Source organism: Streptomyces sp. DG2A-72 (assembly GCF_030499575.1).
Taxonomy (GTDB): domain Bacteria; phylum Actinomycetota; class Actinomycetes; order Streptomycetales; family Streptomycetaceae; genus Streptomyces.
The window spans coordinates 4,332,602-4,346,997 of sequence record NZ_JASTLC010000001.1 but is presented as its reverse complement, the minus strand read 5'-3'; the positions used below and the strand labels follow the sequence as shown (position 1 = coordinate 4,346,997).

Here is a 14,396-nt window from a genome sequence, read left to right as displayed (position 1 = left end):
GTGTTCCGAAGTCAATCGATGAGTGGCTGTCCCGGAGGGCTCGGGCCTCTGCCAGAATTCAGGCAGACGGGCTACGGGGGTGGAGCGGATGAGGCCGACTCGGCCGTCGATGCAGGAGCTGATCCGGCAGCGCAGTCGGGCCGGGTTCGTAGGGCGGAGCGATGAGCGGGCCACGTTCCGACGGAACCTCGACCTCGGGCCGGAGGACGAGCGGCATCGGTTCCTGTTCCACGCGCACGGCAATGCGGGAGTCGGGAAAACCTTCCTGGTACGAGAGTTGGAGCACATCGCCCGTGAACGTGGCGCCCTCACGGCGTACATCGACGAGAACGCCGGGAGCGTGCCGGAGGCGATGGCGGCGATCAGCCGCCAACTCGCCGTCCAGGGACACAGGTTCAAGGAACTCGACCGGCTGCTGGACGCACACCGGGAGCGGCGGCACGAAGCTGAGGCGACGGTGGCCACGCTGGACCTCGAGCCTGAGGGACCCTCGGCGGTGACAGCGACGACGGTCCGGCTCGGCCTCGCTGGGCTCGGACTGGTACCCGGCGCCGGCCCCTTCGCCGGAGCTATGGACGCTGACCGTCTCGCCCAGGGCGCCGACCGGCTACGTGCCGGTCTCAGCGCGCGCTTCCGCAGCCAGCGGGACGTGCAGATCGTGCTGTCCCCCGAGAGCGTCCTCACCCCGGCGCTGCTGGCCGAGTTGTCGGACGCCGCTTCCACAGCACCGTGGATCGTGTTGTTCTTCGACACCTACGAGCGGACCGGGCTGTTCCTTGACCGTTGGCTGCACGAGGTGATGACGACCGATCGGTACGGCGTCCTCGCCGCCAACGTGGTGGTGGTGACCGCCGGTCAGCAGCCGTTCGACACCGCCCGCTGGGGCGGATTCGCCGACTTCATGGAGGACATCCCGCTGGGCCCCTTCACAGAGGCCGAGGCGCGCGGGCTGCTGGCGGACAAGGGGGTGCGGGAGGAGTCGGTCGTCGCGGAGGTGCTGCGTCTCACGGGCGGGCTGCCGGTGCTGGTGTCGACCCTCGCCGAGACCGGTCCGGCCGACCCGGACGGGGTTGGGGATCCGAGCGTGGACGCGGTGGAGCGGTTCCTGAGATGGGAGCCGGATCCGGTGCGCCGGGGTGTCGCCCTCGCTTGTGCGCTGCCGCGGTGGCTGGACGCGGACGTGTTCCGGGCAATCGTGGACTGTCCCGAGAAGGATGCCGACGCGCTCTTGGCATGGCTGAGGGGCATGCCGTTCCTCGGCGGGGGCGGGAAGCGGCTGCAGTATCACGACGTTGTTCGAGCGCCGATGCTCCGCATGCAGCGGCTGCGCTCGCCTCGCGGATGGTCAGACAGGCACACGCGGCTTGCCGACGTGTTCGGCCGATGGCGTGCGGAAGCCGAAGCCGACCTGGGTTCGGAGGAGTTGTGGAGAGACGAGGCGTGGGGTGAGCTCCGACTCGCCGAGGTGTATCACCTGCTGTGCGCGAAGCCCCGGGCTGCTCTCTCGCGAGTGCTTCGGGATCTCGTGGATGCGTGCGGCGAGGGCGATGTGGTGGCGCGGCGATGGTCGCAGGCGCTGGTGCAGGTGGGGGAGGACGCGGACGCGGGGGAGGTCGGGGCCTGGGGGAACGACCTGCTGGGGGCGTTGGAAAGGGGTGGCGCTCTCGAAGCACTGGGACTGCTGCTGGCGAAGGGCCGCCTGGACGCACGGGGACGGGCGAAGGCGTACACGTTGCGGGGCGTCGAGCTCGGCACCGCAGGGGATCACGCCGCAGCGGCGATCGAGTTTGATCGGGCCCTCGAACTCGATCCAGCATCACCGTCGGCGTATGAAGGCAGGGCCATCGCGCGAGCACACCAGGGTGACTATCCCGGTGCCGTTGCAGACCTGGACCGAGCCGACGAGTTGGCCCCGGACAAACCCAGGACCTTGAGCCTGCGCGGTGACTACCACCGTCTGACGGGCGACTATGAAGCCGCCGTGAGGGATCTGGGCAGAGCGATCGGACTCGATCCGGCGAGAAAGGTTGCGTGGGCCTCCCGCGGAGTTGCCAGGCTGCTGCTCGGTGACCAGGACGGGGCAGTCTCGGATCTGGACCGAGCCCTGGAACTGGATCCGGGCTATGTATGGGCCTTAGTACGCCGGGCGCGGGTGTGGCGGTGGCACGGTGACTCGGAGCGGCGCCTTGCCGATCTGGACCGCGCCGTCGCCCTGGGCCCCGATGCGGCCTGGGTGCTTTGCGAGCGAGGTGACGCACTCACTGGCGCCGGCCGTCACGAGCAGGCCCTCACTGACTACGACCGGGCTATCGCTCTCGATGCCGAGTACGCCTCGGCATATGCGAGTCGCGGTGTCTGCCGAGCCAGGATGGGAAATCCGGCGGAGGCACTCCCAGACTTGGACCGTGCACTCGAACTCGACCCGGAGTACGTCTGGGCGCTCTGGCAGAGAGCGAGCGTGCACCGCACACTCGGTTCACGTGAGAATGCGTCCGCGGATGTCCAGCGGGCTCTGGAGCTCGACCCTGATCACTGGGTGGCGCAATCCATTCGTTTCCGCGTTGAGGCGCGACGCCTGCTGAACGAAGAGGCGTGGAGTCACCTCTCCAGGCTCCGGGACTGGTTGGAGACCACGCTGTCGGAACCGCACGACCTGGATCGGGAGCCGACGGCCTGGGGTTTCCCGGACGACATGGCCGAGACGCTCCAAAGGTTCCGCGAACTCCCAGTCGCCGAACGGGCCGACTTCGCCGCGCGCTTGGGCGAGATCCTCGCTGGGCGTGACGATATCCGCGATGCGCTCGACTGATGCTCAGCGCCCCGCGAACGACACGAACTTCGCCCACGAGGCGTCCGTGAACGCGAGCCGCGCGCCGTTCTTGTCCTTGGAGTCGCGTACGTGGACGGTGGCGTCGGTGGGGGATATGGCGACCTCGATGCAGTCGGGGCCCTCGTTGCTGCTGTAGCTGCTCTTGAACCAGTTCAGGTTCATGTCTCTCCAAGTGCCTTCTCGATAAGGGCCAATGACTCTCGAGGAGTAAGAGCCTGGGCTCGGATGATCCCATAGCGCAACTCAAGGAGTTGCACCTCTCTGGGATCGCTGATCAGGCGGTTGTAGGTCTGTCCCTCCTCGTGAGCCACCGTGTTGCCGTCCCGGAGCTTCAGCAACCGGATGGGCCCGCCCATACCTGCGTGGTCGTCACGGTCCGTGGGCATCACCTGGATCTCGACGTGCCGCAACCGACCGATCTCCAACAGACGTTCGAGTTGTTCGCGCAGCACCATCTTGCCGCCGATCGGCCGGAGCAGTGTCACCTCTTCCTGGACGAAGGTGAGCGTCGGCCGTGGCACACGCTCGAAGACGCTCTGGCGCGCAATACGTGCGCTGACATGCCGGTCGACCTCGTCTTCCGTGTACGAGGGGCGCCGCATGGTGTAGAGCGCCTGCGTGTAGTCCGGCGTCTGCAACAGCCCGTGCACGTAATGGTTCGCGTATGCCCCCAGTTCAACCGCCTCATCCTCCAACTTCGCCAGATCCCGCACCTTCTTCGGATACCGAGCCTCCTCCACGTCCTTCTTCATCGCGGAGATCTTGCCGCCCGCGCCGAGCACCTCATCGGCCTTGTCCAGGAAATCCGGCCTCGGAACCCTCCGCCCCCGCTCCACCGACGAGACCATCTCCTCGCCGTACCCGATCGCCGTCCCGAGTTCCGTCTGCCTCATCCCGGCGGCCTCTCGCCACATCTTGATCTGGCGGCCTACGGTCTTGAGTACGGCCGCGGCTTCCTCGTCCTCCACGTCATCCCCTCCCGACGTACGAGCCGTACGACCCCGACGGGCATCCGGACAGTCACGCGCGGTACCGGAGTCGTTGCTGTTCAGCGTAGGAACGAGTGGCCACGCTGGGTGACATGAGCCAGAAATCCCTCCCCCAAGTCACCGTCCCCAGGCAGCACTTCACGGTTCAGCTGTCCGCTACTCGAAGAGGTGCTCGACTCGCGCGGCTGCTGACCGAGCGCCAACTCGACGACTGGGGAGTGCCCTTCGAGGACGCGGTGCATGTCGTGGCCGAGCTGGTGTCGAACGCTGTGCTCCACGGGCACGTCAAGGGCAGGGACTTCCGACTGGCGCTCTGGCTGCTCGCCGACGGCACCCTCCGTATCGAGGTCACCGACGCCCGCGGCGACCGGCTCCCGCGGATCCCGGACGCGGTGGACAGTGACGCGGAGTCGGGCCGGGGCCTGCGGATCGTGGCGGCGTACGCGGACCGTTGGGGCATCGAAGAGGCACCGGCGAACTGCAAGACGGTGTGGGCCGAACTGACACCGGATCGCGTGCACCAGTGACCCGGACGGGCTCGACGCCAAAGACCAAAGAACTGGGGAAAGAACCAAACCCACCCCACCCAGCCCGTCACGCACCGCACCCGGGTCACCCGCACGGGTGATCGCGATCAATTCGGCTGGCGTGTCGGTGAGTTGTTCGTGCAACGTCAGTCCCGTAGACATCCGTACGCACGAAATCGGCCCCCGCCGGGACTGGCATCCCGGACGAGGGCCTGATCACTCAGGAAGCAGAGACCTTCCCAATGACTGAGCAGCACTTTAGCGCGCACCCGCGCTCCCGGTCCGCCCGTTCCCACCTCGGAGTTACCCACGTGGACAAACGCCACGACGAGGAGTTCACCGTCGTCGGAAACCACCTGGCCCAGCACCCCGATCTGTCACTGACGGCGATCGGTCTGGCCACCCACATCCAGTCGCTCCCGACCGGAGCCCTCGTCGGCATCAAGGTCCTCGCCGTCAAGTTCCCCGAGGGCGAGACGCGGATCGCCTCGGCCCTGCGGGAGCTGGAGGAGCACGGCTATCTGTCCCGCACCAAGGAACGGCTGCCGTCGGGACGGATCGTGACCCGCACGACCTCGTACAACAAGCCGCACCTGCACCCCGCCCGCGCGGCCAACCCCGCACCGAGCCGCCGCCACGAACCGGCCCCGGACCTCAAGGAGCCGGAACATCCGGCCCCGACCGCCGCACCCCTGCCCATCCCGACCGCACCTGTTCTGCACGGCCATCGCACCGCCCGCAACGTCCTGGTAGGCCTCCGCACCCGCGATCCCCGTTTTCACCTCGCCGAGTTCGACGTACGCCGCCTCACCCCCGCCGTGGTCGCCTGGCTGGAGCGAGGCGTCGCCCCCGACGACGTACAGAGAACGCTGTCCGCAGGGTTGCCGCCGGAAGGCGTACGTCATCCGGCGGGCTTCCTGGCCCACCGCCTCACCGCCCTTCTGCCTCCGCTCCTGCCGCCGCCCTCCGAGCCCGCGCTGGAGGCCGCTCGCCCCGACCCTTTCCAGAACTGCGACGGCTGCGACCGCGCTTTCCGCGCGCACCAGCCAGGCCGCTGCCGCGACTGCCGTACGTCCCGTTCGGCGGCGTAGGAAGCCTGGAATGTCAGCGCGGGTTCAGCGCCTGCCGGGCGTGGTTGATCACGTTGTGGGCATCGGCCCCGTACACCGCGGACTCGCGCAGCGTGTCCCAGACCCGGAGGTACGTCGTGATGCTGTCCGCGTCGTCGAGCCACAGTTCCGCGTGCCAGTCCTCGGCGATCACGAGTCTGTCGTCGAGGACCCAGAAGCCGTTGGCCGCCGGGATCTTGAGCGGTGCGCCGAGAGGGATGATCCCGAGTTCCACGGTGTCCATACCGATGACACCCGCGAGTCGGTCGAGCTGGCCGGCGAGTGTCGACGGTGGACAGATCCGGGCGTGCAACGCGGCCTCCCATACAAGGGCGTGGAACTTCTTGCCCCCTTGGTACAGCCACTCCTGCCGCTTCATTCGTGCGCGGACCGCCGCGTCGGTGTCGCGAACGGAGTTCTGGAGGTCGGCGTACCGCAGGAAGATGTGCCGCGCGTAGTCGGCCGTTTGCAACATGCCGGGGACGACGGCTTCTTCCCAGGCGTGGATGAGGCTGGACCGGGCGATCTCCGCATTCCAGCTGTCCTGTACCGGCCGGTGGCCTGCCGCCAGTTGGCGGCGCCATGAGCGTATGTGGGACTCGAAGCCCTTGAGGCGGGCGTCCAGTTCGTCGAAGGCCTGCGGCTGGTCGACGCCTTCGGCCCAGGCACGCAGATCTTCGGTGGTTGCGGTCTGACGGCCGTTCTCCAGCTTGTAGATCTTGGAGTGCGGCCAGTCGAGCCGGAGGGCGAGTTGCGGACCGGTGAGTCGGCCTTCAGGAGCCGAGAGCCGTAGTTCCCGAAGGCGTGCTCCGAGAGCCTCCCGAGCCTGCTGAAAGTCCGTGCTCACCAGTACCTCTCGCTAGTCGTTTACGGCCAACTGTGCTGCGAACCGGTCGTAGGGGACCGCGTGATGCATCGTGGTGTCGCGTACCTGGCAGTAGCGCAGGACCCGTGCGGGCTCTGTGACCACCTCGACGTCGAGCAAGGTGTCGACATCGTCGAAGCGGAGCAGAGCGACCAACCTGCTGTCGAAGATCCAGAAGTCCTCCGAGGGCAAGCGCAAGCGCTCTGCGTCCGCGCGCCACAGGTTGCGCACGTCCTCGCCTGTGGCGGCGTTGCACTTCGCGTAGTCCAGCAGGAAGAGCTGTCCTTCGGTCGGCGGGTTGTCGACGACGCGCACACGCCCCACGTATTTGCCCTGTGACGTCTGTCGGCGGATGTTCGCGCACCAGTCGCTGTCGAGGTCCCACGTGGCCGTGCCGGTCTCGACGAACGCCGCGTACGAGGCGTCCTCCCGGTCCGATGCGTAACCGCCCCGTGTCTCAAGGTGCCAGGCAGTGTGCTCGAAGTTCTCGAAGAGCCGGCCGAACTCCTCCAAGCCGATCAGTTCGGGCACTCGGGTGACCTCCTTGGGGCCGTGATGGACGAGTAGTTCGCGTGGTACGACCACCGCAGTGTCGCCCACGCCGAAGTGCTGCAGCTGGGCGATGTCCTCCGGTTCGGAGAGCGGTGCCCCCTGGACGACGATCTCGCCGGTGTCGAGGTCTTCGTGAACGGCAGGGCATCCGCCGTTCTTGCTGTCGGTGCCGTTGAAGCGCAGCCGTCGCGGCATGGTCGTCTCCCTCGGTGTCGGACTCATCACCCACAGCATCACCAAGCCTCAAGTCCCTTCGCTACAGCGTGCCTTCCCTTGCGAGAGACGAACCGAGAACATTCAGCCAGACTGCGAGAACATTCGAGAACATCGCGTGGCCGACGTCAACCTCGGCTTTCTAACGTCCTGTTCATGGTCAAAACCAGCGACTCGCACGGCACCGACGTGAAGGATCCACCTGTACTCGACCTCCGGACGATGCGCACTTACATCAGTACGCTTCGCGTTCACCTCCAACTGGCCATCCCTGAAGTCGAGGCAGCGGCTGTACGGCGCGACCGGGACGACATCCCGCGGCACTGCGCACTCGCGTGCATCGGTGAGGCGCGGAGGAAGCTCGGCATCGAGGCCCGCCCTGGTCTGAGCGGTGGTATCGCGTACGCCCGACGACTCGGGCGGTCTCTGAATGCTCTGCTCGACCACTACGAGACGTTCAACTCATAGAAGGGCAGGTCAAGATGGCCACAGCAGTAGAGACCCGGTCCAAGACCCGCGACACACGAGCCATCCTCAACGCGGTTCAGGAATGTGAGCCGCTCCTGGTCCCCGACGAGGACATGGACCTGTGGGAGCGTGAAGTGCGACTGCTGCTGCGCGACAGCGTCGCCGTCCGCAGCCTTGCCGAGCGGATCCTCGATCAGGGCATCGCGTACCTGATTACCGCGATGGAGAATCCTGGCGTCGACATGGGCCCCGGCTGCACCGTCGACATCGGCGTGCATCAGGTCATCCTCGACACGCCCGTCTACTTCGCCCTGTGCGAGATGTACAACGGTGGCCGGTACAAGCACCACGCCCCACTGGTGAGGCGCCGTCGCGACGGCATCGTCATGCGGACCGCCGAGATCATCCGGAACAACGGCTTCGAAATCGACATGGAGCTGTGGGAGGTCGACGCCTCGGACTGCGGCCCGTGCGACGAGAAGGTCCCCGACAGCCACTGACCGACCGCTACAGTCGCCCCGTCCTTTCGCCGCCCCGAGGGACGGGGCTGGGTCGCTTACGCAGAGGAACACCGTTTTGTCCGTACGTCATGACCTCGTCATCGAGACCGACGTCTGGAACGCCTACGCCAAGTCCGCCTTCAAGGAGGATGCCGAGCCCACGTTCTGCTGGACGCAGTACGCCGGACACGGCCCCGGTGCCGAGCTGCTCGGCGAAGCCCCCGCCAAGGTGCTGGAGATCGGCTGCGGAACCGGCCGCGCGGTCGCCTACCTCGCCGAGCGTGGCATCACGGCCCATGGTGTCGACCTCTCGCCACTCATGGTGAAGAAGACCAGCGAGAAGTGGGCCTCGACCGGTGCCGTCTTCCACCAAGGCGAGGCGATCGAATATCTGCGCCGCACCGACCAGACCTACGACGCGATCTATTCGATCTTCGGCGCCGCCTGGTTCGCCGACCCGCTCCACCTGCTGCCCCTCGTCCACCAACGGCTCAGGCCGCGGGGCGTGTTCGCCTTCTCGCAGCCGCCTGCCATTCCCGGCGCGTACGGCCCGCAGGGCATGTACAAGGGCGGCTTCGCCGGCAAGCCGATGTACACGTACCGGTACAGCTACACGCCGCGGCGGTGGAAGAGCCTGCTGTCGGGTGCGGGCTTCCGCGATGTCGTGGCTCAGGTCATCGACGCTCCCACACCGGGCCACGTTGGCACGCTTTTGGTGCGTGCCGAGGCATGAGCAGCCTGACCGACGGCCCGTACGGACCGCTGATCCCCATGCCCGAGCTGACCCCGGACAGGTTGCGGGCTGCGGTCGCGCGCATCGCGCCGAGCCAGATCCCTGCCCTGACGCAACACCTCTTCGAGGCCACCACGAACGCGCAGCAGACGCAGACCCTCGCCCCGCTACGAGCCTTCGTGCACTCCTGGGCCGTGTTCGTGGCTATCGAACGGTATCCGGAGCGAGCCGCCCGGCTGCGTGAGCTGGAGCGGATCGTGGAGGAAGGGAAGCAGGATCCGGCGCAGGCCATCGACGAGATCCGGGCCATCCGAGAGGCCGCCGAGGCGGAGGCGGGGCTGCGCGACCCCCGCCCATGACTGACCACCCCGGACGACCCAGGTCACACCCCGCATACCGATCCGCCCCCTGAACCCACCGTCCCCGTTCGATTACAGTGCTGAGCTGTCGTACGTGCGGGCGATACCAACGGAGGTCTTGGTGGGTGCGACAGCCGGGGCCGTCTGGGGACGTGCCGAGCAGCAGGACTTCCGTAGCCGGGTGCGTGGGACGCTGCTCGGGGCGGCGCTGGGGGATGCGCTGGGTGCGCCCGTCGACGGGCTCGGGAGTGAGGAGATCCGGGAGGCGTACGGCGCCGAGGGGATCGTCGATCTTGCCGTCGGGTTCGGGCGGCGGGGCGCCGTCACGCATCTCACCCAGCTCAGCCTCTTCTCCGTCGACGGGCTGATACGCGCCCAGGTGCGCCGCGACACCGGCGCCTGGCATCCGCCGACCGATCTGCACCGGGCGTATCTGCGATGGGCGGCGACCCAGCGGGACTGGGGGCCCGACGAGCGGCGGAAGGATGATGGGTGGCTGGCGCGGGAGGAGTGGCTGTACGCCCGGCGTGATCCGGCGCGCTCGCTGCTCCTCGGGTTCGGGGATGAGGCCATGGGGACGCTCGACTCTCCCAAGAATCCCGGCGAGACCGGGCCCGAGGCCGCCGCCCGTTCCGCGCCGTTCGGGCTGCTCGTGGGGTGGGAGCCGCAGCTGGTCGTGCAGCTCGCCGTGGAGTGCGCGGCGCAGACGCACGGTCATCCGGCCGCCTATCTGTCCGCGGGCGCGTACGCCGTGATCGTGCACTCCCTGGCCCGCGGCGAGACCCTCGACGGCGCCGTGCAGCGGGCCCTCGCGCTGCTCGCCGCCCGGCCCGGGCACGAGCCCGTCTCCGACTCGCTCCAGCACGCCCTGGGCGCCGTACGGCAGGGCATGCCCTCGCCCTCGCGGGTGGAGGAGCTGGCGGGGGACGGGACGGCGGACGGGCTGCTGGCCGCGTCCGTGTACTGCGCGCTGGTGGGGGAGGACGTACGGCACGGGCTCTGCCTCGCCGTGAACCAGGCCGGCCCCTCGGGTGCGGCCGGTGCGCTGACCGGCGGGCTGCTGGGCGCCCTGCACGGCGAAACGGCCCTCCCCCGGCCTGGCTGGCCGAGCTGGAGGGCCGTCCCACGATCCTGGAACTCGCCGACGACTTCGCCATGGAGATGACGCAGGGGCCTGCTCTTCATGGGCCTGCCGGCTCGGCCCCGGGCTGGATCGCCCGGTACCCGCGCGCCTGACCTGCGCCGGCCGCGTCGGAGTCAGTCCTTCACCGTCGTACGCACCACGTCGTCCCCCGCTCCCGCCGGAGCCGGTACCGTGGCGGCCGCCGCCCCGTCCCCGTCCGTGTTGATCTTCTCGATGATCGCGAGCCGCTCCGGGGTGTCCTCCGGCTTCACGAAGCCGATGAGGATGTACAGGACCAGCGACACCGCCAGCGGGATCGACACCTGGTACTGGAGCGGGACGCCGCCCTCGACGTTCCAGTTGATCGGGTAGTTGACCAGCCAGAAGGCGAACAGGCCCATGGCCCAGCTGGTGAGCGCGGCGGTCGGGCCGGAGCGGCGGAACGGGCGCAGCAGGCCCAGCATCATCGGGATCGCCATCGGGCCCATCAGTCCGGCCACCCACTTGATCACGACCGTGATGATGTCCTTGAAGGTCGGGGAGTTGACCTGGGTGGCCGCCGCCATGGACAGGCCCAGGAAGACGACCGTGGCCACGCGGGCCACGCGCAGGCCCTGACCCTGGCTCCAGCTCCGTGCCCTGCGCCAGATCACCGGCGCGCAGTCACGGGTGAAGACGGCCGCGATCGCGTTGGCGTCGGAGGAGCACATGGCCATGGTGTGTGAGAAGAAGCCGACGATGACCAGGCCCAACAGGCCGTGCGGGAGGAGTTGTTCGGTCATCAGGCCGTAGGAGTCGGAACCGTCCGGCTTCTGCGACTCGACCAGCAGCGGCGACATCCACATGGGGAAGAACAGGACGAGCGGCCACACCAGCCAGAGGATCGCCGACAGGCGTGCCGAGCGCTCGGCCTCGTGTGCGTTACGCGTGGCCATGTAGCGCTGGGCCTGGTTGAGCATGCCGCCGTTGTACTCGAAGAGCTTGATGAAGAGGAAGGCGAGCAGGAAGACGGTTCCGTACGGTCCGACCAGCGGCTTGTCGTGGCCCTGGAGCGCCGGCTCGTCCCAGGCGCCGAAGAACCCGATGCCCTTGTTGTCGAGTTCGACGATCACCGCGACGAACATCGCGATACCGGCGAGGAGTTGGATGACGAACTGGCCGAGTTCGGTCAGCGCGTCCGCCCACAGGCCGCCGATGGTGCAGTAGATCGCGGTGATGGAACCGGTGATGAGGATGCCCTGGTTCAGCGACACACCCGTGAACACCGACAGCAGTGTCGCGATCGCGGCCCACTTAGCGCCCACGTCCACGATCTTCAGCAGCATCCCGGACCAGGCCAGCGCCTGCTGGGTCTTGAGGTCGTAGCGGTTCTTCAAGTACTCGAGCGGGGAGGCGACGTGCAGCCGGGAGCGCAGCCGGTTGATGCGCGGCGCGAACAGCTTCGACCCGATGGCGATACCGAGGGCGATCGGGAAGGACCAGGTCACGAAGGATGTGACGCCGTAGGTGTAGGCGATACCCGCGTAGCCGGTGAACATCACCGCGCTGTAGCCCGACATGTGGTGCGAGATGCCGGAGAGCCACCAGGGCATCTTGCCGCCGGCCGTGAAGAAGTCGCTGACGTTGTCCACGCGCTTGTGCGACCAGACGCCGATGGCGACCATCACACCGAAATAGCCGATGAGCACGGCCCAGTCGAGACTGTTCATGTGCCCCCCTTCCAGGGTCCGCCATGTGAACGGCCCGCTCATCGTGAGTGCGTTTACGCGAGCACGACAAGCAAGCGTCAGGTCAAGGGAGAGTAAAAATGTTCTCCTTGATGACCTACGTTCACAGACATGAACCCCGAAAAACGGCTCAGCGCATCAGCTCCCCCGCATTGACCAGCAACGACTGTCCCGTGATCGCCCGCGCCCGGTCCGACGCCAGGAAAACCGCCGCGTCCGCCACGTCCCCGTCCGTGGCCAGTTCCGGCAGTGCCATCCGATCCGTCAGCCGCTTCAGTACGTCCGCCTGCGGCACCGCCTCGGTCTGCGCGGCGAATTGCACGAACGCCCGCACCGGCGGCCCCCACATCCACCCCGGCAGCACGGTGTTCACCCGGATCCGATGCGGACCCAACTCCCGCGCCAGCGAGTACATCGCGCTGGTCAGCGCCCCCTTCGAGGCCGCGTACGCCGCCTGCCGCACCTCCGAGGGCGCCGCCACCGCCGACTGCGTCCCGATGAACACCACCGAGCCCCCGCCCGACTTCAGCGCCGGAAGGCAGGCCCGGGTCATCCGCAGCGACCCCAGCAGATTCACGTCGATCACCGACTGCCACGTCACGAAGTCGGCATCCTCCAGACCGCCGAAGCAGCTGTCCCATGCGGCCACATGGACGACCGCGTCGATCCGCCCGAACCGCTCCCGCGCCAACCCGGAGAGGGCCTCGCACTGCGTCTCGTCGGTGATGTCCGTCGCCCGGTACGCCGTGTGCGCCCCGTCCGGATCGATCTCGGTGGCGCTCTTGGCGAGATTCGCCTCCGTCCGCGCCCCCAGCACGGCATTGCCCCCGTCCCGTACGACGGCCGCCGCGACCTGATGCCCGAGCCCTGCCCCGACTCCCGACACGACGACCGTCTTGCCCGCGAGCAGTGACATCCCGTTCCCTCCCGCCTCTTCCGCTCTATCTGACGGAGCGTCAGAGTATGGGCGACCGCAGGAAAGGGGAACCGCATGAGCGACGACACCCGCAGCGACACGTACGCCGAGCTGGCCGCCGTAGGCCCGTACGGTGTCCACCCGGGCCACGCCCTGATCACCATGGTCGAACCGCATCCGGGCCACGAGTACGCCTACAACCGCTGGTACGAGGACGACCACTACTACGCCGGCGCGATGGCCATGCCCTGGATGTACGCAGGGCGCCGCTGGGTGGCCACCCGTGACCTCCAGCTCCTCCGCTACCCCGAGAAGTCGGCGATCGCCCAGCCGGTCACCGCCGGTTGCTACATCTCGACGTACTGGATCACCGACGGCCGCTACGACGACCACATGAAGTGGACCGTCGGCATCAACAAGCGCCTCAACCGCGACGGCCGCGTCTACCAGGACCGTACGCATGTCTTCACGGCGTTCCAGGACCACGAGGCGACGGTCTACCGGGACGGCGCGGCCGGGCCTCGGGACCACCACGCCCTCGACCACCCCTACGCCGGACTGGTCGTGGAGGTCGTCGACGCCGAATCGGCCGGGCAGCGGGCCGAGTTGCTGGCATGGCTGCGTTCACGCCATCTGCCGAAGCGGCTCGCGGGCTCCCCGGCAGCGATGGTCACCGTCTTCCGGCCGACCCCGCTGCCGGGGGATCGCATGTCGTACGTGAAGCAGGTCGAGGGCGTCGATACGCGGCTGACCCTGCTGTGGTTCCTTCAGGCGGACCCGCGGGAGTGCTGGGAGGAGTACTTCACCGGGCTGGACACGGCGGTCGGGGAGACGGGACTGGGGAGGGTGGAGCTGGTGGCGCCGTTCGTGCCGACCGTGCCGGGGACGGACATGTACGTGGACCGGCTGAGGTAGCGGGGAGGGGGCGCGGGAGATAAGCCGAGCCCCCTCGGCAAGGACGGCGGGCTAGTCGAGAGGGCTCTTCCTGTGGTGCTTATGGAGTTGTGGGAGACGGTGCCGCATCAGCCGAGGTCGAATGCTCCCCGGCCGGCCTGAGCCACGAAGGCGTTCCACGCGTCGGCCGGGAAGGCCAGCGTGGGACCCTCGGGGACCTTGGAGTCCCGGACGGCCATGGCCGCGAGAACCGGTGACTTGATCTCTACGCACGCGCCGTTTCCCGTGGAGTACGAGGACTTGGTCCACGTGTCCGTGGCGCCCTGACGAATTGCCATGTTTGCTCCGCATTGCCAGTTGATGTTGCTGAGATTGCGCCAACGGTGTGCCCGATGGCGTGATCGACGCTACTCGCCAACATCGGCTGATGAAGCGACCATTCACTCGACCGGATGGCATATTCCAATGGAGCTTCCATCCCGGCCGGGCGAAGGTGTACTGTGCGCCTCTTTCTGCCCAGGGGCGAGTCTGAGCGGCCCTGGGGGAATCGGCTGCGGTTCGGCAGCGCCGCGTAAGGGGCGCGGGGAACTG

General features: G+C 67.9%; 15 protein-coding genes and 1 pseudogene. 9 read left to right on the top strand and 7 right to left on the bottom strand.

The window, feature by feature from the left end:
- The first annotated feature begins 88 nt into the window (after positions 1-88).
- Complete coding sequence (locus QQY66_RS20470; protein WP_301981785.1) at positions 89-2,809, top strand: ATP-binding protein; 2,721 nt, start codon at positions 89-91, stop codon at positions 2,807-2,809.
- 3 nt (positions 2,810-2,812) lie between these two features.
- On the opposite strand, the gene QQY66_RS20465 is transcribed toward QQY66_RS20470, so the two are convergent.
- On the bottom strand, positions 2,813-2,992 hold the full coding sequence (locus tag QQY66_RS20465; RefSeq protein ID WP_301981784.1) for a DUF397 domain-containing protein: 180 nt from the start codon (positions 2,990-2,992) through the stop codon (positions 2,813-2,815).
- Complete coding sequence (locus tag QQY66_RS20460; protein ID WP_301981783.1) at positions 2,989-3,798, bottom strand: helix-turn-helix transcriptional regulator; 810 nt, start codon at positions 3,796-3,798, stop codon at positions 2,989-2,991. The genes QQY66_RS20465 and QQY66_RS20460 overlap by 4 nt, the downstream gene beginning before the upstream one ends.
- A gap of 113 nt (positions 3,799-3,911) precedes the next feature.
- Here QQY66_RS20460 and QQY66_RS20455 point away from each other — a divergent pair, with 113 nt between their 5' ends.
- Both QQY66_RS20455 and QQY66_RS20450 read left to right on the top strand, forming a co-directional pair.
- On the top strand, positions 3,912-4,346 hold the full coding sequence (locus QQY66_RS20455; protein WP_301981782.1) for an ATP-binding protein: 435 nt from the start codon (positions 3,912-3,914) through the stop codon (positions 4,344-4,346).
- Between the two features lie 242 nt (positions 4,347-4,588).
- Positions 4,589-5,437 carry a helix-turn-helix domain-containing protein gene (locus QQY66_RS20450; RefSeq protein WP_301981781.1) on the top strand — a complete coding sequence of 283 codons (849 nt, stop codon included), beginning with the start codon at positions 4,589-4,591 and terminating at the stop codon, positions 5,435-5,437.
- Positions 5,438-5,450: 13 nt separating this feature from the next.
- Here QQY66_RS20450 and QQY66_RS20445 read toward each other — a convergent pair whose 3' ends face one another.
- Together QQY66_RS20445 and QQY66_RS20440 are read right to left on the bottom strand one after the other, a co-directional pair.
- Positions 5,451-6,302: a helix-turn-helix transcriptional regulator gene (locus QQY66_RS20445; RefSeq protein ID WP_301981780.1), complete on the bottom strand. Its 852-nt coding sequence runs from the start codon at positions 6,300-6,302 to the stop codon at positions 5,451-5,453.
- Positions 6,303-6,314: 12 nt separating this feature from the next.
- Complete coding sequence (locus QQY66_RS20440; RefSeq protein ID WP_301981779.1) at positions 6,315-7,067, bottom strand: DUF6879 family protein; 753 nt, start codon at positions 7,065-7,067, stop codon at positions 6,315-6,317.
- Between the two features lie 174 nt (positions 7,068-7,241).
- Between QQY66_RS20440 and QQY66_RS20435 the strand changes: the two genes are divergently transcribed.
- From QQY66_RS20435 to QQY66_RS20415, 5 genes and pseudogenes are all read left to right on the top strand, one after another.
- The gene (locus QQY66_RS20435) at positions 7,242-7,553 is read left to right on the top strand and encodes a DUF6415 family natural product biosynthesis protein (RefSeq protein WP_301981778.1); all 312 of its coding nucleotides are present in this window, start codon (positions 7,242-7,244) and stop codon (positions 7,551-7,553) included.
- Positions 7,554-7,567: 14 nt separating this feature from the next.
- On the top strand, positions 7,568-8,053 hold the full coding sequence (locus QQY66_RS20430) for a hypothetical protein (RefSeq protein ID WP_301981777.1): 486 nt from the start codon (positions 7,568-7,570) through the stop codon (positions 8,051-8,053).
- Positions 8,054-8,129: 76 nt separating this feature from the next.
- Positions 8,130-8,786 carry a bifunctional 2-polyprenyl-6-hydroxyphenol methylase/3-demethylubiquinol 3-O-methyltransferase UbiG gene (locus tag QQY66_RS20425; RefSeq protein WP_301981776.1) on the top strand — a complete coding sequence of 219 codons (657 nt, stop codon included), beginning with the start codon at positions 8,130-8,132 and terminating at the stop codon, positions 8,784-8,786.
- Positions 8,783-9,145 (top strand): DUF6247 family protein, encoded by a 363-nt coding sequence (locus tag QQY66_RS20420; RefSeq protein WP_301981775.1) that lies wholly within the window; start codon positions 8,783-8,785, stop codon positions 9,143-9,145. Before QQY66_RS20425 ends, QQY66_RS20420 begins: the two co-directional genes overlap by 4 nt.
- A gap of 121 nt (positions 9,146-9,266) precedes the next feature.
- Positions 9,267-10,381: pseudogene (locus QQY66_RS20415) on the top strand (ADP-ribosylglycohydrolase family protein).
- Positions 10,382-10,402: 21 nt separating this feature from the next.
- Here QQY66_RS20415 and QQY66_RS20410 read toward each other — a convergent pair.
- Positions 10,403-11,977, bottom strand: a complete 1,575-nt coding sequence (locus QQY66_RS20410; RefSeq protein WP_301981774.1) for a sodium:solute symporter family protein — start codon at positions 11,975-11,977, stop codon at positions 10,403-10,405.
- A gap of 148 nt (positions 11,978-12,125) precedes the next feature.
- A complete protein-coding gene (locus QQY66_RS20405; RefSeq protein WP_301981773.1) occupies positions 12,126-12,911 on the bottom strand; it encodes an SDR family oxidoreductase in 786 nt (261 codons plus the stop codon).
- A gap of 75 nt (positions 12,912-12,986) precedes the next feature.
- On the opposite strand from QQY66_RS20405, the gene QQY66_RS20400 reads away from it, so the two are divergent.
- Entirely contained in the window at positions 12,987-13,826 is an 840-nt protein-coding gene (locus tag QQY66_RS20400; RefSeq protein ID WP_301981772.1) for a hypothetical protein, read from the top strand.
- Positions 13,827-13,933: 107 nt separating this feature from the next.
- Here the strand turns inward: QQY66_RS20400 and QQY66_RS20395 are convergent, their stop codons facing one another.
- The gene (locus QQY66_RS20395; RefSeq protein WP_155056542.1) at positions 13,934-14,143 is read right to left on the bottom strand and encodes a DUF397 domain-containing protein; all 210 of its coding nucleotides are present in this window, start codon (positions 14,141-14,143) and stop codon (positions 13,934-13,936) included.
- Between the last annotated feature and the right edge of the window lie 253 nt (positions 14,144-14,396).